Annotated in this window: 26 protein-coding genes; 18 read left to right on the forward strand and 8 right to left on the reverse strand. The window is 63.6% G+C overall.

Translation table 11 applies throughout. The features are described 5' to 3' along the window. Position 1 precedes the first annotated feature (1 nt). From paaC to paaY, 11 genes are all read left to right on the forward strand, one after another. Entirely contained in the window at positions 2–760 is a 759-nt protein-coding gene (gene paaC / locus GUC32_RS15285; protein WP_049203969.1) for a 1,2-phenylacetyl-CoA epoxidase subunit PaaC, read from the forward strand. Positions 761–769: 9 nt separating this feature from the next. Continuing rightward, complete coding sequence (gene paaD, locus GUC32_RS15290) at positions 770–1,267, forward strand: 1,2-phenylacetyl-CoA epoxidase subunit PaaD (RefSeq protein ID WP_025303365.1); 498 nt, start codon at positions 770–772, stop codon at positions 1,265–1,267. A 13-nt stretch (positions 1,268–1,280) separates the two neighbouring features. Beyond that, positions 1,281–2,339 carry a 1,2-phenylacetyl-CoA epoxidase subunit PaaE gene (gene paaE, locus GUC32_RS15295; RefSeq protein ID WP_197825368.1) on the forward strand — a complete coding sequence of 353 codons (1,059 nt, stop codon included), beginning with the start codon at positions 1,281–1,283 and terminating at the stop codon, positions 2,337–2,339. An 8-nt stretch (positions 2,340–2,347) separates the two neighbouring features. Further along, positions 2,348–3,121, forward strand: coding sequence for a 2,3-dehydroadipyl-CoA hydratase PaaF (paaF, locus tag GUC32_RS15300; RefSeq protein ID WP_049203970.1), 774 nt, complete (start codon positions 2,348–2,350; stop codon positions 3,119–3,121). Between the two features lie 3 nt (positions 3,122–3,124). Next, on the forward strand, positions 3,125–3,916 hold the full coding sequence (gene paaG / locus GUC32_RS15305; protein ID WP_025303368.1) for a 2-(1,2-epoxy-1,2-dihydrophenyl)acetyl-CoA isomerase PaaG: 792 nt from the start codon (positions 3,125–3,127) through the stop codon (positions 3,914–3,916). A gap of 2 nt (positions 3,917–3,918) precedes the next feature. Next, positions 3,919–5,451, forward strand: coding sequence for a 3-hydroxyacyl-CoA dehydrogenase (locus GUC32_RS15310; RefSeq protein WP_369435310.1), 1,533 nt, complete (start codon positions 3,919–3,921; stop codon positions 5,449–5,451). Then, positions 5,448–5,888 carry a hydroxyphenylacetyl-CoA thioesterase PaaI gene (gene paaI / locus GUC32_RS15315; protein ID WP_016927190.1) on the forward strand — a complete coding sequence of 147 codons (441 nt, stop codon included), beginning with the start codon at positions 5,448–5,450 and terminating at the stop codon, positions 5,886–5,888. The genes GUC32_RS15310 and paaI overlap by 4 nt, the downstream gene beginning before the upstream one ends. Then, the gene (gene pcaF / locus GUC32_RS15320; protein ID WP_260514585.1) at positions 5,885–7,090 is read left to right on the forward strand and encodes a 3-oxoadipyl-CoA thiolase; all 1,206 of its coding nucleotides are present in this window, start codon (positions 5,885–5,887) and stop codon (positions 7,088–7,090) included. The genes paaI and pcaF overlap by 4 nt, the downstream gene beginning before the upstream one ends. A 15-nt stretch (positions 7,091–7,105) precedes the next feature. Then, the gene (gene paaK, locus GUC32_RS15325; protein WP_016927188.1) at positions 7,106–8,413 is read left to right on the forward strand and encodes a phenylacetate--CoA ligase PaaK; all 1,308 of its coding nucleotides are present in this window, start codon (positions 7,106–7,108) and stop codon (positions 8,411–8,413) included. Positions 8,414–8,492: 79 nt separating this feature from the next. Further along, the gene (paaX, locus tag GUC32_RS15330; protein WP_025303371.1) at positions 8,493–9,431 is read left to right on the forward strand and encodes a phenylacetic acid degradation operon negative regulatory protein PaaX; all 939 of its coding nucleotides are present in this window, start codon (positions 8,493–8,495) and stop codon (positions 9,429–9,431) included. Between the two features lie 12 nt (positions 9,432–9,443). Beyond that, positions 9,444–10,040 carry a phenylacetic acid degradation protein PaaY gene (paaY, locus tag GUC32_RS15335; protein WP_021505794.1) on the forward strand — a complete coding sequence of 199 codons (597 nt, stop codon included), beginning with the start codon at positions 9,444–9,446 and terminating at the stop codon, positions 10,038–10,040. A gap of 50 nt (positions 10,041–10,090) precedes the next feature. Here paaY and GUC32_RS15340 read toward each other — a convergent pair whose 3' ends face one another. From GUC32_RS15340 to GUC32_RS15360, 5 genes are all read right to left on the reverse strand, one after another. Next, the gene (locus GUC32_RS15340; RefSeq protein ID WP_301480858.1) at positions 10,091–11,488 is read right to left on the reverse strand and encodes an amino acid permease; all 1,398 of its coding nucleotides are present in this window, start codon (positions 11,486–11,488) and stop codon (positions 10,091–10,093) included. A gap of 20 nt (positions 11,489–11,508) precedes the next feature. Then, the gene (locus GUC32_RS15345; protein WP_369435311.1) at positions 11,509–12,696 is read right to left on the reverse strand and encodes an aromatic amino acid transaminase; all 1,188 of its coding nucleotides are present in this window, start codon (positions 12,694–12,696) and stop codon (positions 11,509–11,511) included. 58 nt (positions 12,697–12,754) lie between these two features. Beyond that, on the reverse strand, positions 12,755–13,126 hold the full coding sequence (locus tag GUC32_RS15350; protein ID WP_025303374.1) for a RidA family protein: 372 nt from the start codon (positions 13,124–13,126) through the stop codon (positions 12,755–12,757). A gap of 1 nt (position 13,127) precedes the next feature. Beyond that, positions 13,128–13,925: an alpha/beta hydrolase gene (locus GUC32_RS15355; RefSeq protein ID WP_049209452.1), complete on the reverse strand. Its 798-nt coding sequence runs from the start codon at positions 13,923–13,925 to the stop codon at positions 13,128–13,130. A gap of 147 nt (positions 13,926–14,072) precedes the next feature. Then, positions 14,073–14,984, reverse strand: coding sequence for a LysR family transcriptional regulator (locus GUC32_RS15360; RefSeq protein WP_148123562.1), 912 nt, complete (start codon positions 14,982–14,984; stop codon positions 14,073–14,075). Between the two features lie 98 nt (positions 14,985–15,082). Between GUC32_RS15360 and GUC32_RS15365 the strand changes: the two genes are divergently transcribed. Beyond that, positions 15,083–15,700, forward strand: coding sequence for a glutathione S-transferase family protein (locus GUC32_RS15365; protein ID WP_025303377.1), 618 nt, complete (start codon positions 15,083–15,085; stop codon positions 15,698–15,700). A gap of 4 nt (positions 15,701–15,704) precedes the next feature. Then, on the forward strand, positions 15,705–16,619 hold the full coding sequence (locus tag GUC32_RS15370) for a pyridoxamine 5'-phosphate oxidase family protein (RefSeq protein WP_049203979.1): 915 nt from the start codon (positions 15,705–15,707) through the stop codon (positions 16,617–16,619). A gap of 37 nt (positions 16,620–16,656) precedes the next feature. Here GUC32_RS15370 and GUC32_RS15375 read toward each other — a convergent pair whose 3' ends face one another. Continuing rightward, positions 16,657–16,872, reverse strand: coding sequence for a glycogen synthase (locus GUC32_RS15375; protein ID WP_004935234.1), 216 nt, complete (start codon positions 16,870–16,872; stop codon positions 16,657–16,659). Between the two features lie 214 nt (positions 16,873–17,086). On the opposite strand from GUC32_RS15375, the gene gabD reads away from it, so the two are divergent. From gabD to GUC32_RS15390, 3 genes are all read left to right on the forward strand, one after another. After that, positions 17,087–18,562 (forward strand): NADP-dependent succinate-semialdehyde dehydrogenase, encoded by a 1,476-nt coding sequence (gene gabD / locus GUC32_RS15380; RefSeq protein WP_025303379.1) that lies wholly within the window; start codon positions 17,087–17,089, stop codon positions 18,560–18,562. Between the two features lie 99 nt (positions 18,563–18,661). Continuing rightward, positions 18,662–19,075 carry a GyrI-like domain-containing protein gene (locus GUC32_RS15385; RefSeq protein ID WP_025303380.1) on the forward strand — a complete coding sequence of 138 codons (414 nt, stop codon included), beginning with the start codon at positions 18,662–18,664 and terminating at the stop codon, positions 19,073–19,075. 22 nt (positions 19,076–19,097) lie between these two features. Next, the gene (locus tag GUC32_RS15390; RefSeq protein WP_025303381.1) at positions 19,098–19,466 is read left to right on the forward strand and encodes a glyoxalase superfamily protein; all 369 of its coding nucleotides are present in this window, start codon (positions 19,098–19,100) and stop codon (positions 19,464–19,466) included. 6 nt (positions 19,467–19,472) lie between these two features. On the opposite strand, the gene GUC32_RS15395 is transcribed toward GUC32_RS15390, so the two are convergent. After that, complete coding sequence (locus GUC32_RS15395; protein WP_060433478.1) at positions 19,473–19,868, reverse strand: cupin domain-containing protein; 396 nt, start codon at positions 19,866–19,868, stop codon at positions 19,473–19,475. Positions 19,869–20,040: 172 nt separating this feature from the next. Between GUC32_RS15395 and GUC32_RS15400 the strand changes: the two genes are divergently transcribed. After that, positions 20,041–20,934, forward strand: a complete 894-nt coding sequence (locus GUC32_RS15400) for a LysR family transcriptional regulator (protein WP_049209468.1) — start codon at positions 20,041–20,043, stop codon at positions 20,932–20,934. Here the strand turns inward: GUC32_RS15400 and GUC32_RS15405 are convergent. Continuing rightward, positions 20,931–21,920, reverse strand: a complete 990-nt coding sequence (locus tag GUC32_RS15405; protein ID WP_238969501.1) for an aldo/keto reductase — start codon at positions 21,918–21,920, stop codon at positions 20,931–20,933. The genes GUC32_RS15400 and GUC32_RS15405 overlap by 4 nt on opposite strands. Positions 21,921–22,282: 362 nt before the next feature. Here GUC32_RS15405 and pqqU point away from each other — a divergent pair, with 362 nt between their 5' ends. Continuing rightward, entirely contained in the window at positions 22,283–24,364 is a 2,082-nt protein-coding gene (gene pqqU, locus GUC32_RS15410; protein ID WP_369435312.1) for a TonB-dependent receptor PqqU, read from the forward strand. Positions 24,365–24,475 lie beyond the last annotated feature (111 nt).

Here is a 24,475-nt window from a genome sequence, read left to right on the forward strand (position 1 = left end):
CATGACGGTTAACGATCCGCGCATCAGCTATTTGCTCCGCCAGGGCGACACGCCTCTGATCCTCGCCCAGCGTCTGTGCGCCTGGTGCGGCCACGCGCCCGAACTGGAAATCGATCTGGCGTTGGCCAACATCGGTCTCGATCTGCTCGGCCAGGCGCGCCACTTCCTGGGCTACGCCGCCGAACTGGCCGGGCCGCCCTGCAGCGAAGACAGCCTGGCCTTCGGCCGCGACGAACGCCAGTTTCATAACCTGTTGCTGGCGGAACAGCCGAACGGCGGTTTCAACGACACGCTGGTGCGTCAGTTCCTGCTCGATGCCTACCACGTACAGCTGCACCAGGCGCTGAGCCGCAGCCGCGATGCGCAGATCGCCGCCATCGCCGCCAAATCGTTGAAGGAGGCCGATTATCACCTGCGCTTCAGCCACGGCTGGATGATCCGCCTCGGTGACGGCAACGACATCAGCCACCGCAAGATCCAACAGTCGCTGGATAACCTGTGGCGCTTTACCGCCGAGCTGTTCCACGCCGACGCGTTGGAACTGGTGTTGGCGGAACAAGGCATCGCCGTCGATCCGCGCACGCTGCAGGCCCCCTGGCTAGCGCAGGTGGAAGAGACGCTGCGGCAGGCGACGCTGGCGCTGCCCGCCGAGCAGGCGTTCCGTCACGGCGGCAAGCAAGGTCAGCACAGCGAACACCTCGGCCCGTTGCTGGCGGAGATGCAGTTCCTGCAGCGCGCCTACCCAAACAGTCAGTGGTAGGAGGCCGCGATGAACGTCACTCGTTTGCAACCCGCCGAAATCCCGCAGATTTGGCACTGCCTACAGCAGATCAGCGATCCCGAGCTGCCGGTGCTGTCGATCACCGATTTGGGCATGGTGCGCGACGTGGTGCGCGACGGCAGCGGCTGGCGCGTGACCTTCACCCCAACCTATTCCGGCTGCCCGGCCACCGAGTTTTTGCTCAACGCCATCGAGCAGCGGCTGGCGGCCGCCGGTTTCAGCCCTGTGCAGGTGGACATTCGCCTCAGCCCGGCCTGGACCACCGACTGGATGAACGCCGACGCCCGCGAGCGGCTGCGGCAATACGGCGTAGCGCCCCCGCAGGGCCACACCTGCGATCGGCCGCATGCCCACGGCCCGGTCGCCTGCCCGCGCTGCGGCAGCACCCACAGCGAGAAGATCAGCGAGTTCGGATCCACCGCCTGTAAAGCGCTGTACCGCTGCTGCGACTGCCGGGAACCGTTCGACTATTTCAAATGCATATAGGAGCGCTGACACCATGACGGTCTTTCATCGCCTGAGCGTCGCCGCCATCGAGCGCGAAACGCCTGACGCCGTAGCCATCACCCTGCGGGTGCCTGAAGAGCTGCAAAACCAATACCGCTATACCCCCGGTCAGCACCTGACGCTCAAGGCGCTAGTCAACGGCGAAGAACTGCGGCGTTGCTACTCCATCTGCAGTTCGCCGCAGGAAGGCCTGCTGCAGATCGGCGTAAAAGCGATTGATCAGGGCCGTTTCTCCGGCTTCGTCAACCGCATGCTGAAAGTCGGCGACGCACTGGAGGTGATGGTGCCGCAGGGGCGCTTCGGCTACCAGCCGCAGGCAGAGCGCCACGGCAACTACCTGGCGATCGCCGCCGGCTCCGGCATCACGCCAATGCTGTCGATCATCAAGGCGACGCTGCTGCTCGAACCGGGCAGCAGCTTCACCCTGATCTACGGCAACCGCAACAGCCGTTCAATGATGTTCAAAGAGGCGCTGTCGGATCTGAAAAACCGCTACCCGCAGCGTTTTCAGCCGCTGTACCTGTTCAGCCAGGAAAGTCTCGACAGCCCGCTGCTCAGCGGCCGCATCGACCGTGAACGCCTGGCGGCGATCGGCGGCGCGCTGCTGGATTTCCGCGACTATGACCACGCCTTTATCTGCGGGCCGGAATCGATGATGGACGACGCGCAAACCGTGCTGGTGCAGGCCGGCGTACCGGCCAATCACATCCACAGCGAACGCTTCAACACCAGCGGCCTGGTCACCCGCCCGCGCCACAGCGGCGATCGCAACGCTACCCGGGTGGCGATCCTGCTCGACGGCCGCCGGTTGGATATCGAGATCGGCGAACAGGACGACAGCATTCTCGATGCCGCGCTGCGCCAGGGCGCCGATCTGCCCTACGCCTGCAAAGGCGGCGTGTGCGCCACCTGCAAATGCCGTCTGAAGGCCGGCCAGGTGGAGATGGGCGTCAACTACAGCCTGGAGCCGGATCAGCTGGCGGCGGGCTACGTATTGAGCTGCCAGTCGTGGCCGAAAGGCGACGGCGTGGTATTGGACTTCGACGTCTAGGAGCCGCGATGGATACCCCCTTTATTCTGCATCAGCAGCAACACCGCGTGGTCACGCTGACGCTGCACCGCCCGGAGGCGCGCAACGCCCTGAGCACGCCGTGCCTGGAACAGCTGGTTGCCCGTCTGGAGCAGGCAGATGCCGACAGCGGCGTGGGCGCCGTGGTGATCGCCGGCGCGGCGCGCTTTTTCGCCGCCGGCGCCGATCTGCGCGAACTGCAACAGCAGGATCTGCCGGCCGCGCTGGCGGATCGCCGTCCGCAGCTGTGGCAGCGGCTGGCGCAGTTCAGCAAGCCGCTGCTGGCGGCGGTGAACGGCTATGCCCTGGGCGCCGGCTGCGAGTTGGCGCTGGCCTGCGACATCGTTATCGGCGGCGAAAGCGCCCGCTTCGGCCTGCCGGAGATCACCCTCGGCCTGATGCCGGGGGCCGGAGGCACCCAGCGCCTGATCCGCTGCGTCGGCAAGGCGCGCGCCAGCCAGATGGTGCTGACCGGCGAAGCCATCGACGCCCGCACCGCGCTGCAGGCTGGCCTGATCAGCGAAGTGTGCGTCGATGCCCTGACGCTGGAGCGCACGCAGCAGATTGCCGATCGCATCAGCCGTCAGGCGCCGCTGGCGCTGCGCGCCGCCAAGCAGGCGCTGAAACAGGCCGAGGAAACCGGCCTTAGCCAGGGGCTAGCGATGGAGCGTCAGCAGTTCGTCACCCTGGCCGCCACCGACGATCGCCGCGAAGGCATCGCCGCCTTTTTCGAAAAACGTACGCCAAACTATCAGGGGCGCTGATTTATGGATAACGCATTGATTCTCAGCCATCTCGACGCCGGCGTGTTGACGCTGACCCTCAACCGGCCGGATCGGCTCAACAGCTTTAACGACGAGATGCATCGCCAGCTGAGCGAAGCGCTGACGCAAGCCGAGCGCGACGACAGCGTGCGCTGCCTGCTGATCGCCGGTGCCGGGCGCGGTTTCTGCGCCGGGCAGGATCTCAACGATCGCAACGTCAGCGCCGATCAACAGGCGCCGGATCTCGGCCTGTCGGTCGAACGTTTCTACAACCCCCTGATCCGCCGCCTGACCGCCCTGCCCAAACCGGTGGTGTGCGCGGTCAACGGCGTGGCGGCCGGCGCCGGCGCCGCGCTGGCTCTGGCGTGCGACATCGTCATTGCCGCCGACAACGCCGGCTTTATTCAGTCGTTCTGCCGCCTGGGGCTGGTGCCGGATTCCGGCGGCAGCTGGTTCCTGCCGCGGCTGGCCGGCCACGCCCGCGCGATGGGCATGGCCTTGCTGGGTGACAAAATCAGCGCCCAGCAGGCGCTGGAGTGGGGCATGATCTGGCAGGTGGTGCCGGCGGATGAATTGGCCGACCGCACGCAAACGCTGGCGCGCCATCTGGCCACCCAGCCGACCTACGGTTTGGGGCTAATCAAGAAAGCCCTCTACAGCTCGGCCACCAACAGCCTCGATCAACAGCTCGATCTGGAGCGCGATCTGCAGCGATTGGGGGGCCGCAGCGACGACTATCGCGAAGGCGTCAGCGCGTTCTTCGCCAAACGCACGCCAAATTTCAGCGGGAAATAGCCATGAACGCGCCCCTTCTTAATGGCCAGGTGGCGGTGATCGGCGCCGGCACCATGGGCATCGGCATCGCCCAGGTGGCCGCTGCCGCCGGCCATCCGGTGCGGCTGTTCGACATCGCGCCCGCCGCCGCCCAGCGCGCGATCGACGATCTCGCTCGCCGCCTACGGCAGCGGGTCGACGGCGGCAAGGCCGACGCCGCGACCATCGAAGCGCTGCTGGCGCGCCTCGAACGCGCCGACTCGCTCGAGCAACTGGCCGACTGCGCGCTGGTGATTGAAGCGGTGGCGGAAAATCTGGCGATCAAGCAGAGCCTGTTCCGCGATCTGGAAGCGGTCTGCTCGCCCACGGCGCTGTTCGCCAGCAATACCTCCTCGCTGTCAATCACCGCTATCGCTGGGGCACTGCAGCGCCCGGCGCGCATGGCCGGGCTGCACTTCTTCAACCCGGCGCCGCTGATGAAGTTGGTGGAGATCGTCAGCGGTCTGGAGACCGGCGCCGAGACCCTCGCCGCGCTGCAGGCCCTGGCGCAGCGCTGGGGTAAGCAGAGCGTTGTATGCCGCTCGACGCCGGGATTTATCGTCAACCGCGTAGCGCGGCCATTCTACGCCGAAACCCTGCGCGCGCTGGAGGAACGGGTGGCCGACGCAGCCACCCTGGATGCAGTCATGCGCGACGCCGGCGGCTTCGCCATGGGCCCGCTGCAGTTGACCGATCTGATCGGCCAGGACGTCAATTACGCCGTGACCGACTCGGTGTATCAGGCCTTCTACCAGGATCCGCGCTTCACCCCCTCACTGGTGCAGCAGGAGCTGGTGGCCGCCGGACATCTCGGCCGCAAATCCGGCCGCGGCTTCTACCGCTACGACGCGCAACGCCCCGCCGCAGAGATGATCGCCTTTGCGCCGCCGGCGCAGTCCGCGCCGCCGCAACGCGTCACGCTGCACGGCGACTGGTCTTCGCTGGCCGATTTGGCGGAACTGTTGATCGAAAATGCGGGGGGGATCAAACAACCTGGCCAGACCAGCCCGTACCTCACGATCGACGACGTTACAATGATGTTAACCAATGGTAAAACCGCCGGCCAACTGGCCGACGAACGTGGAACGCCCGTGGTGCTGTTCGATCTCTGTGCCGACTATGCGCATGCCTCCGCCATCGCCATCAGCTGCGCTGCGCAAAACGGCGCGCAACACAATGCCAACGCGATTCGCCTGCTGCAGTCCCTCGGCAAGCAGGTCATTCAACTGCCGGATTATCCCGGCCTGCTGACGATGCGCACTCTGGCCATGCTGGCCAACGAAGCGCTCGACGTGGTGAACAAAGGCGTCGCCGGCGCCGAAGATACCGATCTGGCGATGCTGCGCGGCGTCAACTATCCGCGCGGCCCGCTGGCCTGGGGCGCCGCACTCGGCTGGCGCCACATTCTGACGACGCTGGAAAACCTGCAACGCTATTACGGCGAAGCGCGCTATCGCCCGATGCCGCTGCTGCGCCGCTACGCTTCCCCCGCCTCTTTCTCAGGAGCCGAACGATGAACGCCAATACGCCGCGCGCGCTGGCTCAGCGCTGCGCCGAACAGATGTTCCAGCAAGATACCTGCGCTCAGGCGATGGGGATGCATATCGACGCCGTCGATGCCGGGTACGCACAGGTCAGCATGACCGTCGGCCCGCAGATGCTCAATGGCCACCAGACCTGCCACGGCGGCCAGCTGTTCAGCCTGGCGGATACCGCCTTCGCCTACGCCTGCAACAGCCAGGGATTGGCGGCGGTGGCCTCCGGCTGCAGCATCGATTTCGTCCGCCCGGCACTGGCCGGCGATCGCCTCACCGCCAGCGCGGCGGTGCGCCACCAGGGCAAAGCCACCGGGCTGTACGACGTCGAGATCGTCAACCAACTGGGCAAAACCGTCGCCTGGTTCCGCGGCCGCGCGCACCGCCTCGGCCACAGTATTTTAGGAGATCAGGCATGAATCAGGCATTTATCTGCGACGGCGTGCGCACCCCGATCGGTCGCTATGGCGGCGCGCTGGCCCAGGTGCGCGCTGACGATCTCGCCGCCCTGCCGCTGCGCGTGCTGCTGGAACGCCATCCGCAGGTGGATTGGACGCAGTTGGACGACGTGATCCTCGGCTGCGCCAACCAGGCCGGGGAAGACAACCGCAACCTGGCACGCATGGCGCTGCTGCTGGCCGGAGTGCCGATCGGCGTTTCCGGCACCACGGTGAACCGCCTGTGCGGTTCGGGCCTGGATGCGCTGGCGATGGCGGCGCGCAGCATCAAGGCCGGCGACGCCGGGTTGCTGCTGGCAGGCGGCGCGGAATCGATGACCCGTGCGCCGCTGGTGATGGGCAAGGCCGACAGCGCCTTCAGCCGCCAGGCGCAGCTGTACGACACCACCCTCGGCTGGCGCTTCGTCAACCCGCGGATGCAGGCCGAGTTCGGCACCGATTCGATGCCGGAGACCGCCGAAAACGTCGCGGCGCAGTTCAACATCAGCCGCGCCGATCAGGACGCCTTTGCGCTGCGCAGCCAGCAGCGTGCCGCCCGGGCGCAGGCGCTGGGCCACCTGGCGCAGGAGATAGCGCCGGTCAGCCTCACCGGCAAAAAAGGCGCGGTCACCCTGTTCAGCCAGGATGAACACCCGCGCGCCGACACCACCTTCGAGCAGTTGCAGGCGCTGAAAACCCCGTTCCGTCAGCCCGGCAGCGTCACCGCCGGCAACGCCTCGGGCCTGAACGACGGCGCGGCGGCGCTGATCGTCGCCTCTGAAGCGATGGCAGCACGCCAAGGCCTGACGCCGCGCGCGCGCATCGTTGCCACCGCCACCTGCGGCGTGGAACCGCGGCTGATGGGCATCGGCCCGCTGCCGGCCACCCGCAAGGTGCTGGAGATCGCCGGGCTGAGCCTGGCGCAGATGGACGTCATCGAATTGAACGAAGCGTTCGCCGCCCAGGCGTTGGCGGTGATGCGCCAGCTTGGCCTGCCGGACGATGCCCCACAGGTTAACCCCAACGGCGGCGCGATCGCTCTGGGGCATCCGTTGGGCATGAGCGGCGCGCGCCTGGCGCTAGCCGCCCTGTTTGAACTGGAACGGCGAGCCGGCCGCTACGCCCTGTGCACCATGTGCATCGGCGTAGGCCAAGGCATCGCCATGATCATTGAGCGTGTCTGACCCCTGAGGCTAACCATGACAATAAATCCACAGCCCCTCGAAACGATCGAATTCGCCTCGCGCGATGAGATTGAAGCGTTGCAGTTGGCGCGTCTGAAGTGGACGCTGCACCACGCCTACGACAATGTGCCGATGTACAAACGCAAATTCGACCAGGCCGGCGTACACCCCGACGATCTCAAACAGCTGAGCGATCTGGCGCGCTTCCCCTACACCACCAAGCAGGATCTGCGCGACAACTACCCGTTCGACACCTTCGCGGTGCCGATGGAACAGGTGGTGCGCATCCACGCCTCCTCGGGCACCACCGGCCGCCCGACGGTGGTCGGTTACACCCAGCGCGACATCGATAATTGGGCCGATATCGTCGCCCGCTGCCTGCGCGCCGGCGGCGCCACCGCCAAAGACAAGGTGCACGTCGCCTACGGCTACGGCCTGTTCACCGGCGGCCTCGGCGCGCACTACGGCGCAGAGCGGCTCGGCGCGACGGTGATCCCGATGTCCGGCGGCCAGACGGAGCGCCAGGCGCAGCTGATCCTCGACTTCAAGCCCGACATCATCATGGTGACGCCGTCCTATTGCCTGACGCTGATCGACGAACTGGAGCGCAAAATGGGCGGCGATGCGCGCGGCTGCTCGCTGCGGCTCGGCGTGTTCGGCGCCGAACCCTGGACCGAAGCCCTGCGCCACGAGATCGAAACCCGCATGGGCATCAAGGCGCTGGATATTTACGGCCTGTCGGAAGTGATGGGGCCGGGCGTAGCGATGGAGTGTCTGGAGAGCGGCGGTGGCCCGACCATTTGGGAAGACCACTTCCTGCCGGAGATCATTTGCCCGGAAACCGGCATTGCCCTGCCGGACGGCGAGCACGGCGAACTGGTGTTCACCACCCTGACCAAAGAGGCGCTGCCGGTGATCCGCTACCGCACCCGCGATCTTACTCGGCTGCTGCCGGGCGACGCGCGCCAGATGCGCCGCATGGGCAAGATCACCGGCCGCTCCGACGACATGCTGATCATTCGCGGTGTCAACGTCTTCCCGTCGCAGGTGGAAGAGCAGATCATGCAGTTCGAGCAGCTGTCGCCGCACTACCAGCTGCAGGTCAGCCGCAGCGGGCATCTGGACACGCTGGCGGTGCGCGTCGAGCTCAAGGAGTCGGCGCTCAGCCTCAGCCACCAGCAGCGTTGCGATATCTGCCACCAGCTGCGCCACCACATCAAATCGATCGTGGGCGTCAGCACCGACGTCAGCATCGCCAACTGCGGCGATATTCCGCGCTCGGAAGGCAAGGCGCAGCGCGTGGTCGATCTGCGGCCGCGCTGAGGCGCACGGCGTCACGGATGACGCCGCCCCAAATTAGGCGTAATGTTATGGCTCATCGAAGGCTAACCCATGGAAAAATATGGAACATAAACTGGATGAGTTCATTCGCCATGCCGTCGACGCGCAGCCGATCAGCGGTACCTCGCTGATCATTTCGCTGTACGGCGACGCGCTCAGCCACCGCGGCGGCGAAGTGTGGCTCGGCAGCCTGAGCGCGCTGCTGGAGGCCTTCGGTTTCGGCGATCGCTTCGTGCGCACCTCGGTGTTCCGCCTGCAGAAAGAGGGTTGGCTGGCGGTGGAGAAAATCGGCCGCCGCAGCTTCTACCGCGTGACCGAGCAGGGAATGCGCCAGTTCCGCCACGCCGAATCGAAAATCTATCTGCGCGAGCAGCCCGCCTGGGACGGCAAGTGGGAGCTGTTGCTGCTGGAATGCGCCGAAAAAAACGCGCGCGCGCGGCTGAAAAAAGAGCTGGGCTGGCTCGGGTTCGGGCAGATCGCCAACAATCTGATGGCCGCCCCCACCCATGCGCAAACCGACGTGACGGCGCTGCTCGGCGAATTGAACGCCAGTGAGCAGGTGATCTACTTTCGCGCCGATTACCCCTACAACCGCTCCGAGCAAACGCTGCAGAAACTGGTGGCCGACTGCTGGTCGCTCAGCGATGTGGCGGCCGGCTATCACGAGTTTATCGTCTCCTTCCGGCCGCTGATGGCGCTGCTGCGCGAAGTCGACCCGGCGGCGCTGACGCCGCTGCGCGGTTTCCAGATTAAGCTATTATTGATTCACTTCTTCCGTCGCGTGGTGTTGAAAGATCCGCTGCTGCCGGACGCGCTGCTGCCCGCCCAGTGGGAGGGCCAAATCGCCCGTAATCTGTGCATCAATCTCTATCAGCAGGTCGATCGCGCCGCGACGGAGTACGTCAGTGCGCTGGCGGAGACCACCATCGGCGCCCTGCCCGCGCCGGCCGCCGGCTACTATCGGCGCTTCGGCGGCCTGCCGCGCGACCCTACATATTAAGGAACTCACGCTATGCCTGTGTATCAGATTGACGGCCTGACGCCGGTCGTTGACCCCAGCAGTTACGTGCACCCGACGGCGGTGCTGATCGGCGACGTGATCGTCGGCAAACACGTGTATATCGGCCCGAACGCCAGCCTGCGCGGCGATTTTGGCCGCCTGGTAATCTGCGACGGCGCCAACATTCAGGACAACTGCGTGATGCACGGCTTCCCGCAGCAGGACACGGTGGTGGAAGAAGATGGCCATATCGGCCACGGCGCCATCCTGCACGGCTGCCGCATTCGCCGCAACGCGATGGTGGGCATGAACGCGGTGGTGATGGACGGTGCGGAGATCGGCGAGAACACCATCGTCGGCGCGATGGCGTTCGTCAAAGCCGCGGCGGTGATCGAAGCCAACAAGCTGGTGGTCGGCAGCCCGGCGCGCGTGCTGCGCGATCTGACCGAACAGGAGCTGGCCTGGAAGATCGCCGGCACCCGCGAGTATCAGGATCTGGTACAGCGCTGCAAATCCTCGCTGCACGAAGTGGCGCCGCTGACCGAAATCGAACCGGGCCGCCAACGCCTGAGCTTCGGCGACCACCTGATCCCGAAAAGCCAGCTTTAATCCCCGGGGCTGAGATGCGCCTCAGCCCCTCCCCTTATTACTCCACCTCATTACTCCACCTCCGGCGCCTTGAACGGCGACGGTGTAGCCGCGCGGCGGCTCTGGAAGTGATAAGCCACCACCAGCAGCAAGGTGAACGGAATGCCGAACCACAGCGTCATGCGGAAGAATTCGGTAAACGCCGTCGAGATCATCAGCGCCGCCATCAGCCCGGCGCCGAGCAAGGTGGTATAGGGAAAGCCCCACATGCGGAACTTCAGGTGGGTATGCCGATGCCGGCGGCGGAAGAACAGGTGGGTGACGAAAATCATCAGCCAGGTAAAGCAGGCGCCATACACCGAGATAGACATCATGGCGGCGAACGAGGTTTCCGGCGCCACCAGGCTCAGCACGATGGACACCACGATACCGATGCACGACATCGCCAACGCATTGACCGGAATGCCGCGCCGGCTGACGCGCCCCAATGCCGCCGGCGCCTGCCCGGCACGCGACAGCGAGAACATCATGCGGGTGGTGATGTACAGCTGGCTGTTCATTGCCGACAGCGCTGCCACCAGCACGATAAAGTTGAAAATACCGGCGGCGGCGGGCAGATGGATCACGTTCATCGCCATCAGGAACGGGCTTTCGCCGGTGCCGGACTGGCGCCAGGGCACGATGGCCAGCATCAGGGCGATCGACAGCATGTAGAAGATGAACAGCCGCACGATGGTGCCCTTGAACGCCGCCTTCACCGCAATCACCGGATTTTTCGCCTCGCCGGCGGCCACCGCAATCATTTCAATGCTCAGGTAGCTGAAGATGGACACGATCACCGCGAACCACATGCCCTTGACGCCAAACGGCATGAAGCCGCCGGCGGTCAGGTTGCGCAGGCCGTAGGCCGGGTTGCCCGAGAATGCCAGAATGCCGATGCCGATCAGAATAAACGCCACGATCGCCGTCACTTTGACGGTGGACAGCGCGTATTCCACCTGGCCGAACGACTTCACCCCGATCACGTTGACGACGATCACCGCCGCCGAGAACAGCAGCACCCACGGCCAGGTCGGCGTCGCCGGGAACCAGAACTGCATGTACATGCCGATGGCGGTGACTTCGGTACCCACCGCCAGCACCACACAGGACCAGTAAGAATAACGCACCAGAAAACCGAACAGCGGGCCGAGATAGAATTCGGCGTAGTCGCCGAACGAGCCGGGCGTTGGGTGTTCGGAGGTCATCTCCGCCAGGCTGCCCATCAGCAGCAGCGCAATGACGCCGCCGATCAGGTAGCTCAACAATACCGACGGTCCCGCCATCTGAATGGCGTAGGCGCTGCCGAGAAACAGCCCGGTGCCGATGGCGCCGCCGATCGCCAGCATCGACATCTGCCCGGCGGTAAGATGCTTGTTCAACCCGCCCTGACGGCGGGCGATATGCTCAAAATCATTCATCTGTGGCATGGCTGGGTTCCCGAGCGGAGTTAGGCGGTACGGGTGACGTCGAGAATGGCGGCGGTCACATAGTCAATGTTGCCGGGATTGAGCCCCGGCAGGCACATGCGGCCGGGCGAGACCAGATAGATGGCATAGCGCAGCCGCAGGGTCTGCAGCTGCGCTTCGTTCAGGCCGGTATAGCTGAACATGCCGCGCTGATCGCGAATACGCCGGTGATCCAGCGAAGAGCCACCCTGCGCCAGCCCGGCGGCCAGCTGTTCACGCATTTGCTTGATGCGCGAGCGCATTTCTGCCAGCTCATTGCGCCAAAGCTCGCCAAGTTCGGCGTCGCCGAGCAGGGTTTCCACGATCTGGCTGCCGTGCGTCGGCGGGCAGGAGTAGCTGCGGCGGATCAGCGTTTTTAACGCCCCTTTGACGTTGGCGGCATTTTCCGCGTCGGCGCAGCGCACCGACAGCGCGCCCAGACGCTGGCCGTACAGCGCGACGTTTTTGGAAAACGAATTGCAGACCAAAAACGGCAGATCGGTTTTCAGCGCTTCGCGCAACGCAAAGCAGTCCTCCTCCAGCCCGTCGCCGAAGCCCTGATAGGCGATATCGAACAGCGGCAGCAGGTTACGCCGCTGCAGCACGGCGAGCGTGGCGCGCCACTGCTCCGCCGTCAGATCGGTGCCGGTCGGGTTATGGCAACAAGGATGCAACAGGACCACGCTGCCCGGCGGCAGGCTGTCCAACGCGTCGAGCATGGCGGCGAAACGCAGGCCGCCCGCCGCTTCATCAAAGTAGGGATAGGTATTCACCCGCAGCCCGGCGCCTTCGAAAATCGCCCAGTGATTGGCCCAGGTGGGATCGGACACCCAAATTTCACCGCGCGCCAGAAAGTGGCGCAAAAAATCCGCCGCCAGCTTCAACGCGCCGGAGCCGCCGACGGTCTGCACCGTGGCGATCTCGGCCGCCTGTTGCTCACCGAACAGCAGCGCCTGCACCTGGCGGGCGAACTGCGGCGAACCTTCGATCGGCGGGTAGCCGTGCGGGCGGCGCAGCGCCAGCAACCGCTGCTCGGCGGCCTCAACCGCCTGCATCAGCGGAATATTCCCCTGTCGGTCGTAATACAGCCCAATGCCTAAATTCACTTTTTGCGGATTGGGGTCCTGCAAATAGGCTTCCATCAGCGACATAATAGGATCGGCCGCGGAAGGTGCAATCTGTTTAAACATGACACATCCTTAACTCGTTATTGAATTAATATAAAGGCGAACTTAATAAGAAATTAAATCAGGCGATGGCGCTGACGGTAATTTCTATTTTCATTCCCGGCACCACCAATTTTTCGACAATGACCGTGGAGCGATTGGGATAAGGATAATTAAAGTATTTCCGGTAAATATCATCGAGACATTTAACGTCGTTGACGTCGGTGAGATACACGATCACCTGCAGAACCTTATCGCTGTGGCTGCCCGCCGCCTTCAGCGTCTGCGCCAGATTATCGAAGGTCAGCGTAATCTGTCGCTCCGGCGCGCCGGTGTCGATGCTGCCGTCCGCCCGCACCGGGCCGTGAGCGGTAAACAGCATGCCGCCGCCCCGGGTGGCCCAGGAAAAAGGCTGGCCGATCTCCGGCAGCCCGGTATCTACGATCTCGCGCATGTCAGTGGTTCCCGTGGTGGTTAAGTTGGCGAAGCAGCGCGCCGTCGGCGGCGAACAACGCATCCAGAATGGTGAAATGATTGGCGCCGGGCACCACGACCAGTTCTGCTGACAACCCGCGTTGGCGCAGCGCCGCATGATAGTGTTGCGACTGGCCTCTCAGTTCCGGCAGCTCCAATGCGCCGTAATACAGCGTAAGCGGCTTGCCGCGCGTCGGCAGGTGGCGCGCCGGGCTGAGCGTTTCAATTTGCCGCGCAGTCAGCTGCAGCGCCCGATTGACATAGCTTTGTTGCAGCGGCGCCAGCTCGAACAGGCCGCTGATGGGAAAGACCGCATCCACCAACGCATGCTGCTGCCAAAACGCCGCCAGATGGCCGCCGGCGGAATGGCCACACAGATGCACCGGATAGGCATAGTGCGGCGGCAGGCGGCGCTGAATGGCATTCAACGCCATACCGATCTGCCGGCATATTTCGTCGAGATCCACCGCCGGCGCGAGCGCATATTCCACCAACACCACGTCAAAACCCAACGCCAACGGCCCGGCGGCGATAAAGGCGAAATCTGCCTTATCGCAGAATTGCCAATAGCCGCCGTGAATAAAAATTAACGTCCCCTGATGCTGCTTTGCAGAATAGAGCCAATCCAATGTTTCGCGTTCGCCGTTGCCATAAGCAATATTGTTTTCATGGCGCGTCTGTTTATAAACAGCCGCACTGCGGGTTTGAAATGAAGTCAAAATAGCCGCTTCATTATCCACCGTGGCGCCGTTGTCATAACTCCCCGCAAGTGGTTTCATATATTAAACTTCGTTTATTATTTAAGATGTGAATTAACTATTAGCACCGGCAACATTATTGTCAAGACGGGCGCATCAGCAATGCGCGCCCGGTAAAATAAAACCTGATGAATAATGAAAAAGTTTAACCCATGAAACTTTTTGCGCTTATTTCCCCCGCCCACCCGGATGAATTTGCGGCAAGGCGCTGAGCCGTTCAAATGCATAATCCCAAAAGGCGCGCACCTTCAGCGGCATGTGCTGCGCCTGCTGCGCCACCAGCTGTACCGGCATAGGCAACGGCTCGTGATCCGTCAACAGCCGCACCAGCGTACCGGCGGCCAAATCGTCCGCCACCTGATACGAGAGCAACCGGGCGACGCCCTTGCCGGCGCGCACCGCCAGCAGTTGCGCTTCCACGTCGTTGAGCAATAGCCGGGGAGTCAATCGCACCCGCTCGCCGTTTTCCTGCGGGCCGAAGCGCCATTCGCGCAGCGACGGCCGCTGGGTGCCGACGATAGTGGCATGTTCCGCCAGCTGCGCCGGTGAGCTCGGTTCACCGCAGCGCGCCAGGTAATCCGGGCTGGCGACCGTCACCCGGCTGACCTGCCCCAGCCGCCGCGCCACGCGCGAAGAGTCCTGCAGATGACCGATGCGCACCGCGATATCCAATCCTTCGTCAATCAGATCGAGATTGCGATCGTTCAATACCATTTCGATCTGCATCTGCGGGTAATCATCGAGAAACGCCATCACCACCGGCGCCACATAGCGGCGGCCGAACTGCACCGGCGAAGTGACGCGCAGCAAGCCGCTCAGCTGCGCTTCGGCGGTATCCTGCACCACCGCCTGATAATCCTGCAGCAGCTGTTGCGCGCGTTCCAACAGCCGCATACCCGCTTCGGTGGGCGCCAGCCGCCGGGTCGTTCGCTCCACCAATCGGGTACCGAAACGCTGTTCCAGCGCGGCGATCGCCCGGGTGATCGCCGGCGCCGAACGCCGCAGTTTGCGCCCGGCCGCCGCCAGGCTGCCTTGCTGCACCACCGCCACGAAGATCGCCAACTCGTCTAACCGATCCATAGATTCTTCCGAAAAGTGAAATTATCAATTTCCACATTGCCGGATTTCGCTCGTTCAACGCAAGAGTATGCTGACAAAAAGCACTGAGGAGAAACGCCATGTCCACCATCACACTCTACGGCACCCCGCTTTCCGGCCACGTTCATCGCGTGGCGTTGCTGCTGCGTATGCTGGCGCTGCCCTATGCATGGGTCGAAGCCTCGGCGGACGTACGGCAGAGCGCAGCCTTCCGCCAGCTCAATCCGTTCGGCCAGATCCCGGTCTTACAGGATGGCGATCTGACGCTGGCCGACAGCAACGCCATTCTGGTCTATCTGGTGAAGCGCTATGCGCCGGACAGCCACTGGCTGCCGGAACAGCCGGCGGCGGCCGCGCGGGTGCAGGCCTGGCTTTCCAAAGCCGCCGGTGAAGTTCGCTACGGCCCGGCCTCTTGCCGACTGATCGCCCAATTCGCGGTGCCGGAGGATTATCAGGCGGCGCGGGCGGTCAGCGATCGTTTTCTGCCGCAGATGGAACAGCATCTGAGCGAGCGGGACTACCTGGCCACCGAACAGCCCACCATCGCCGATCTGGCCTGCCACAGCTACGTAGCGGTCGCGGCCGAAGGCGGCATTTCGTTGGCGCCTTACCCTGCGATACGGCGCTGGGCGGCGCGCATCGTTGCACTGCCCGGCTTCTTTGCCATGCCGGCCCTGCCGGAACCGGCGGCGAGCTGACGCCATGATCCCGCAACTGTTCCATCCGGATGAGCTGCGCGCACAGACGCTGGCCGGGTTTGGCGGCGTAGGCGGCGGCATCTACCCCGCGATGCCGGATCAGCACCGCGCGTTTTTCGCCGCGCTGCCCTACCTGTTCGTCGCCACGCTGGATGAACAAGGCTGGCCCATCGCCACCCTGTTTACCGGCCCGCCCGGATTTTTACGCACGCCGGACGACACGCATTTACGCATCAGCGCGCCGCGCCGCAGCGACGATCCCGCCCAGGCGCTGTTGCTGCCCGGCAAGCCGGTCGGCGCGCTGGGGCTGGATTTCAGCAACCGGCGGCGCAACCGCGCCAACGGCGCCGTCAGCCGCACCGACAAAAACCGGGTGGAAATCCTCGTTCAGCAAAGCTTCGGCAACTGCCCGCAGTACATTCAGCGCCGAGAACTCTACCCGGTGGACAGCCGGCCGCAGCCGGTTGAGCATTTAGCCTCGCTGGATGCGGCGGCGCAGGCGCTGATCCGCGCCGCGGACACCTGCTTCGTCGCCAGCGGCGCGCACCTGGCACTGGCGCAGGGCGGCGTGGATATTTCCCATCGCGGCGGCCGCCCCGGCTTTATCCATCTGGAAGGCGACACGCTGTGGATGCCGGATTTTCGCGGCAACCGCTACATGAACACGCTGGGCAATCTGCTGGCCGAACCGCGGGCGGCGCTGCTGTTCATCGATTTTGAACGCGGCGACGTGCTGCATCTGCAGGGGGAAACGCAGATCCTCTGGCAAACGGAGGGGCATCCCGCCGTTGAAGGCGCAGAACGCTATTGGCGGTTTGACGTGCGCCGCGCCTGGCGTTTTGCGGCAGCGCTGCCGTGGCGGGGACGAAATCTGGAGTATTCGCCGGCAACGCTGGCGACCGGGGTGTGGCACCGCTGAAATGAAAAGCCCCGCTGCGGCGGGGCTGGATCGGAAATTACAGGCTGTGTTCGGCCGCCGATGCGGCCTGATAAAGCTGACGAAAATAATTCAACCGCGCAAAGAACAGGCGGCTTTGCTGCTCCGACATATTGCCGGCCACCTGCCCGGCGTCAATCTGCCGCCCTTGCCATTCCATCAGAGCGATGCTCGACGCCAAAAAATCCATTTCGCTGCCGTAGGCCGCGAGATGTCTGTCCACTGATTTCATCATTCGCACACTCCTTTTAATTACATCGAAAAGGGTCATATGCCTGCTCTTTCAGTATCGGCCCGACGGAGGGTATTTTTTGTACAGAAGGTGCGCATAAAGAAAACGACCATCTTGTTGCCGCGCGGGCAAACGGCGGCGGCAAAATTTGCTAGGGTAAAGGGTAGCCGTATGGGATAGACCACTCTGTTGAACTCAGGAAAGAAGGAAGAGACTCATGAGCACCAGCATCTGCGCTACCCTCAAGGATCCCACGCTGTTCCGCGAGGCCAACTACATCGACGGGCAATGGTTGCCGGCCCAGGAAGGCCGTTCGATCGCCATTCATAACCCCGCCAACGGAGAACGGGTCGGCCACGTACCGGCCTTCGGCGCCGAAGAAACCGCTCGCGCCATCGCCGCCGCCAGAAAAGCGCTGCCCGCCTGGCGCGCGCTGACCGCCAAAGAGCGCGCCGGCAAGCTGCGGCGGCTGTTTGAATTGATGATGGAAAATCAGGAAGATCTGGCGCGCATCATGACGGCGGAACAGGGCAAACCGCTGGCCGAAAGCCGCGGTGAAATCGCCTATGCCGCCTCCTTTATCGAATGGTTCGCCGAAGAAGGCAAACGGGTATATGGCGACACCATTCCACAGCCGCAGGCCGGTCGCCGCATCATCGTGCAAAAAGAGCCGATCGGCGTGTTCGCGGCCATCACCCCGTGGAACTTCCCGGCGGCGATGATCACCCGCAAAGCCGGCCCCGGCTGGGCCGCCGGCTGCACCGGGGTGATCCGCCCCGCCAGCCAGACCCCGTTCTCGGCGCTGGCGATCGCCGTGCTGGCGGAGCGCGCCGGGCTGCCAGCCGGGGTATGCAACGTGATAACAGGCCCCAGCAAAGGCATCGGCGGCGAACTCACCGCCAACCCGGACGTGCGCAAACTCTCCTTCACCGGCAGCACCGAAGTCGGCGCGCAGCTGCTGGCCCAGTGTGCGCCCACCATCAAGAAAACCAGTATGGAGCTGGGCGGCAACGCGCCGTTTATCGTGTTTGATGACGCCGATCTGGACGCCGCCGTGGCCGGCGCGGTCGCCTCAAAATACCGCAACGCCGGCCAGACCTGCGTCTGTACCAACCGTTTTCTGGTGCAGGACGGCGTATACGATGCGTTCGCCGCCAAGCTGAAAGCCGCCGTCGCCAAGCTGAAAGTCGGCAACGGCCTGGATGATGGCGTCACCATCGGCCCGTTGATTAACTCGGACGCGGTGGAGAAAGTGCGCGAGCATATCGCCGACGCCGTCGAGCACGGCGCCTCGGTGCTGTTGGGCGGCAAGCCTGACGCGCTGGGCGGCAATTTCTTCACCCCGACTATCCTGACCGATGTGCCGCGCACGGCGAAAATCTTCCGTGAGGAGACGTTCGGCCCGGTGGCGCCCTTGATCCGCTTCAGCCAGGAGGCCGACGCCGTCGAACTGGCCAACGACACGCCGTTCGGCCTGGCCGCTTACTTCTACAGCCGCGACATCGGCCGGGTGATGCGCGTGGCCGAAGCGCTGGAGTACGGCATTGTCGGCATCAACGAAGGGCTGATTTCCACCGAAGTGGCGCCGTTCGGCGGCATGAAGCACTCCGGTTTGGGCCGCGAAGGCTCAAAATACGGCATCGAGGACTATCTCGAAATCAAATACCTGTGCCTCGGCGGTTTGGGCGCCTGATGTGAGGGCTCCCCGCGCCTGCGGGGGCCCTGTCTGGCGGTTTTGGGGAGCCTTTGCTACCTTTAGGCATCTTTTCAGCGGTTAAAAGGAATTGCCTCTATGCAGCCCCTCTCGGTACACCTGCCCGATTTTTACGTCGCCGGCCAGACAATCAGAACCACCAATCAGGACGAAACCCAGCCCGAGACGGCTAAAATCCCCGCGCTGTGGTCAGACTTTTTCGCCACCTCGCCCGCCATGCCGGTTTACGGGGTCTACTCCAACTACGCCTCCGACGCCAGCGGGCCGTTTGATGTCACCGCCGGCAGTGAGGCACAGAGCGGTTTGCACATCCAACCTGGCCGCTATCTGGTGTTCCAGGCCCGAGGCGCCATGCCGGCGGCGGTCATCGAAGGCTGGCAAGCCATCTGGGCCTACTTCGAGCAACACCCGGAAATCGAACGTCGCTTCCTGACCGACTTCGAAGCCTATACCGGCCCCGACGCGGTCGATATCCATATCGGCTGCCGCTAACGCGACAGTGAGGTCAACAATGATGACGCTCTCCCCCGCCATTCCGATCCTGCGTATCTTTTCCGTCGACAAGGCCAAAGAGTTTTATCTGGATTTTCTCGGTTTCACGCTGGCGTGGGAGCACCGCTTCAGCGAAGACCTACCGCTGTACATGCAGGTGACCCGCACCGGGCTGACGCTGCACCTGAGCGAACACTACGGCGACAGCACGCCCGGCGCCGCCATTTTCATCCCGGTGCACGATATCGACGCGCTGCACCGGGAGCTCACGGCCAAAAACTATCGCTATGCCCGGCCGGGCCTGGAGATTGTCGACTGGGGCAAAGAGCTGAACCTCACCGATCCGTTCGGCAACCGGCTGCGGTTTTGCGAACAGAGCCCCTCGGCCTGATCGGCGTTATGGCCGATATTCCGCCTCGCTGACCGGCTCAAGCCAGGTCACCGGGCTGCCGTCCACCGCTTCGGCGATGGCGATATGGGTCATGGCGGTGTCCGATGTCGCACCGTGCCAGTGTTTGACGTCGGCCGGTATCCAAACGATATCGCCGGGATGCATCTCCTGCGTCTTCTCGCCCCACATCTGGATCCACCCGCGCCCCTGAGTGACGATCAGCGTCTGGCCGAGCGGATGCGTATGCCAGGCCGTGCGGGCGCCGGGTTCGAAGGTGACGGTCGCGCCGCCCACCCTGGCCGGCGCGTCACCGGCGAAGGGGGCATCGATGCGTACCTGCCCGGTAAAGTAATCCGCCGAACCGCGCTGTGATGGGATAGAACCGCTGCGTTGTATTTTCATCTGTCGTGTCCTCCACGTCGGCTTTCCAACCGACGCTGATAGTTATAAGTCAGCGATGCCAAGATAGCGCCATGCTTTTCCGGTGACTAGCGGGTAAAATGCGCAAGGAGCTATGAGCTCAATTCATAAATCTACGCGCGGCAGCGCCCCAACTTTGCTCTCCGGTGCCGGTATGTTGAAAGAAAACTTTAACGATCTGATCGCTTTCCTGATGGTGGCCAGGGAGCGCAGCTTCACCAAAGCGGCGGCGCAGCTTGGGGTTTCCCAATCGGCACTCAGCCACGCTATTCGCGGCCTGGAAGAACGCCTGGCGCTGCGCTTGCTCACGCGCACCACTCGCAGCGTCGCCCCCACCGAGGCCGGTGAGCGGCTGCTCAACAGCATTGGCCCGCGCTTGGCGGAGATTGAAAGCGAGCTGAACGCGCTGGGTGAAATGCGCGATCGGCCCGCCGGCAACATCCGCATCACCGCCGGCGAACACGCGGTGGATGCGGTACTGTGGCCGGTGCTGCGCACTTTTCTCGTCGATTACCCGGATATCAACGTGGAAATCACCGTCGACAACAGCCTGACCGACATCGTCGCCGGGCGATTCGACGCCGGAATCCGGCTGGGGGAACAGGTGGCGAAGGACATGGTCGCGGTGCGCATCGGGCCGGCCATGCGCATGGTGCCCGTCGCCTCCCCTGACTATTTCGCCCGTTACGGCCTCCCCGCTACGCCGCAAGCGCTGCAAAACCATCGCTGCATCAACATGCGCCTGCCCACCCTCGGCGGGCTGTACGCCTGGGAATTTGCCCGCGATGGCCGGGAGATTAAAGTGCGGGTGGAGGGGCAACTGACCTTCAACAGCCTGCGCCAGCGAATCGACGCCGCGCAGCTCGGCCTCGGCATCGCCTTTGTGCCGGAAGATACCGTCGCCGAGCCGCTGGCCGACGGTCGGTTGCTGATGGCGCTGGACGACTGGTGCCCGCCGTTTCCCGGTTATTACCTCTATTATCCAAGCCGCAGGCAACACACTACCGCCTTTGCGCTGCTGATTGAGGCGCTGCGACGCGGGGCTTAACGCCCGACGTTCTTCTGCAGATACGCCGGGTAACGATCGCCGATCACGTCGATAGCGGAGAGCGCACGCTCGATCGCGCCCAGTTCGTCCGCCGCCAACACCACCGACGCCGCCGCAAAGTTTTCTTCCAGCCGGTGACGCTTGGTGGTTCCCGGGATCGGCACGATCCACGGCTGCTGGGCCAGCAGCCAGGCCAGGGCGATCTGCGCCGGCGTCACGCCTTTGCGCTGCGCTATCTGCCCCAGCACGCTCACCAGCGCCTGATTGGCCCGGCGCGCTTCGGCGCTGAAGCGCGGCACCAGGTTGCGAAAATCGCCGCTGTCAAAGGGGGTGTCCTCGGTAATGGCGCCGGTGAGAAAGCCTTTGCCGAGCGGGCTGAACGGCACCAGACCGATGCCCAGCTCTGCCAGCGTCGGCAAGATTTCACGCTCCGGCTCGCGCCACCACAGCGAATATTCGCTTTGCAGCGCCGTGACCGGCTGCACCGCGTGAGCTCGCCGAATGGTTTGCGCGCCGGCTTCCGACAGGCCGAAATACTTCACTTTCCCTTCGCGAATCAGTTGCTGCACCGTACCGGCCACCTCCTCGATAGGCACCTCAGGATCGACACGGTGCTGATACAGCAAATCGATTGTCTCTATCCGCAGGCGCTTCAACGAGCCTTCCACCGCCTGGCGAATATGCTCCGGACGGCTGTTCAACACCTGTTGCCCCGCCGGCTGCGGCAGATCGAAACCGAACTTGGTGGCGATGACGACCCGGTCGCGCACCGGCGCCAGCGCTTCGCCCAACAATTCCTCGTTGGTGAACGGACCATAAATCTCGGCGGTATCGAAGAACGTCACGCCCTCGTCAACCGCGGCACGGATCAGATCGACCGCCTGCCGTTTGTCGGTGGCCGGGCCGTAGCCAAAGCTCAGTCCCATACAGCCCAACCCCAACGCCGAGACTTCCAGCCCTTCGCGCCCCAATTTGCGTGTTTGCATCTTCACTCTCCCACTGATTGATACCGGCCCCGCCTGACGCGGAGCCGTTCCGGTGTGGTGACAGTAAAACGCGACTGCCGCCATGACTATGGGGCGAAATACGCTTGAGCTTATGAGCCAGGCTCATGAATCCGTTAACCGTCGCTGGGACCGGTGTTTTTGCGGGAACGTTCCTGCCCGAGATACTCTATACTGATATCAGGATGCCTTACCCTTTTCGTTTAGCGTCATGTAGATGGAGCGACAGATGGCTAACTCTGAATCGACTTGCAATTCCCTTTCAATACCAGTGGCAGATTTATTCCATGACCAATAAGAAAAGCGCCGTGCTTACCCCGGCTGCAATGCTATTGCTACATCCCATGTTTGCCAGTCAGGCGCTGGCGGCAGAAAATAATGAAGAGAAAAGCGACACCCTAGTGGTGATGGCGCAACCCACCGGATTGACCGAGCTGGGATCGCCGGTGTCCGTCAGCGTGATCGACGGCCAGGACCTGCGCAACGCCGCACCGCAGATTAACCTGTCGGAAAACCTCGGCAGCGTGCCGGGCCTGCAGCTCCAAAACCGGCAAAACTATGCGCAGGATCTGCAGCTGTCGATACGCGGATTCGGCAGCCGATCGATGTTCGGCGTGCGCGGGGTGCGCATGTACGTCGACGGCATTCCCGCCACCATGCCCGACGGCCAGGGACAAACCTCCAACATCGACATCAACTCCGTCGAGCGCATCGAGGTGCTGCGCGGCCCCTATTCCGCGCTGTACGGCAACGCTTCGGGCGGGGTGATCAACGTTGACACCCAGACCGGCACCCAGCCGCCAACGCTGGAGGCCGGCGGCTATTTCGGCAGCGACAATACCTGGCGCTATGGGGTGAAAGCGACTGGCGCCACCGGCGACGGTACCCAGGCCGGCGACGTCAACTACGCCATCTCGGGCACCCGCTTCACCACTCAGGGCTACCGCGATCACAGCGCCGCGCGGAAAAACCTCGGCAACGGCAAGCTCGGTGTGCGGCTGGACGACGTCAGCACCCTGACGCTGATGTTCAACAGCGTCTCAATCGATGCCGGCGATCCGGGCGGCCTGACCGAGGCAGAGTGGAAGGAAAACCCGCGCCAGGCGCCGCGCGCGGAGCAATTTAACACCCGCAAGTCGCTCGATCAGACCCAGGCCGGCCTGCGCTATCAGCGCCAGATGAGCGAGCGCGACGAACTGACGCTGACTGCCTACCACGGCGAGCGCCACACCACGCAGTACCAGTCCATCCCGATGGGGCCGCAGCTCAACCCCACCCACGCCGGCGGGGTGATCGTGCTGGAAAGAAAATATCAGGGCATTGACACTCGCTGGAAGCATGAGGATACTCTCGCATCGTTACCGGTAACACTGATCGGCGGTCTGGATTATGAAACCATGACCGAACGCCGCCAGGGGTTCGAAAACTTTATTCTGCGAGACGGCACTGTGGACTACGGCGAGAAAGGCGACCAGCGGCGCAACGAGAAGAACCGTATCTGGAACCTGGATCCTTACCTGCAAACCTCCTGGCAACTGACGCCGCGCTGGACGCTGGACGCCGGCCTGCGCTACAGCACCGTCAGCTTCGACTCGACCGACTATTACATCACGCCGCGCAACGGCGACGACAGCGGCAGCAAACGCTACCACCAGTGGCTGCCGATGGGCTCGCTCAACTACAAGATCAATCCGGCGTGGAACGTCTATCTCTCCGCCGGCCGCGGCTTTGAAACCCCGACCATCAACGAACTCTCCTACCGCCCCGACGGCCAGACGGGCCTCAATATCGGCCTGCAGCCGTCCACCAGCGATACCGTCGAACTGGGCAGCAAGCTGCGCCTCGGCAACGGCCTGGTGAGCGCTGCGCTGTTCCAGACCGATACCGACAACGAGCTGGTGGTGGCGGAAAGCAGCGGCGGACGCACCAGCTACGCCAACGCCGGCAAAACCCGGCGGCGCGGCCTGGAGCTGGCGCTGGATCAAGAGTTCGCGCTGGACTGGCGCCTGCATATGGCCTGGACGCTGCTGGACGCCACCTACCGCAGCGAAATGTGCGGTAAATCCGGCTGTACCCCCGCCGGCAATCACCTGCCAGGCATCGCCCGCAACATGGGCTACGCCTCGCTGGCCTTTGCACCGCCGGAAGGCTGGCACGCCGGCGCGGAACTGCGCTACATGAGCGACATTCAGGCCAACGACGCCAACAGCGCGCAGGCCCCCTCTTACACCGTGGCCGGCGTAAACGCCGGTTATCGCTTTACCTGGAACCGCTGGGCGCTGGACGTGTTCAGCCGGGTGGACAATATTTTCGACCGCCGTTACGTCGGTTCGGTGATCGTCAACGAAGGCAATGGCCGCTATTTCGAGCCGGCGCCGGGTCGCAACTGGGGTGGCGGCGCCACCTTGTCTTACCGCTTTGAATAAGGCAAAGCACCTTAAGGTTAAAAGACGGGATGGGTTTTACGTCACCCTAGCGGCTTCCCGCTGAAATAATAGGGAGAAACCGCGTGTTTTTTCCGATTTGGCTTAATCTCT

The organism is Serratia sp. NGAS9, from assembly GCF_009905295.1.
Taxonomy (GTDB): Bacteria; Pseudomonadota; Gammaproteobacteria; order Enterobacterales; family Enterobacteriaceae; genus Serratia; species Serratia bockelmannii.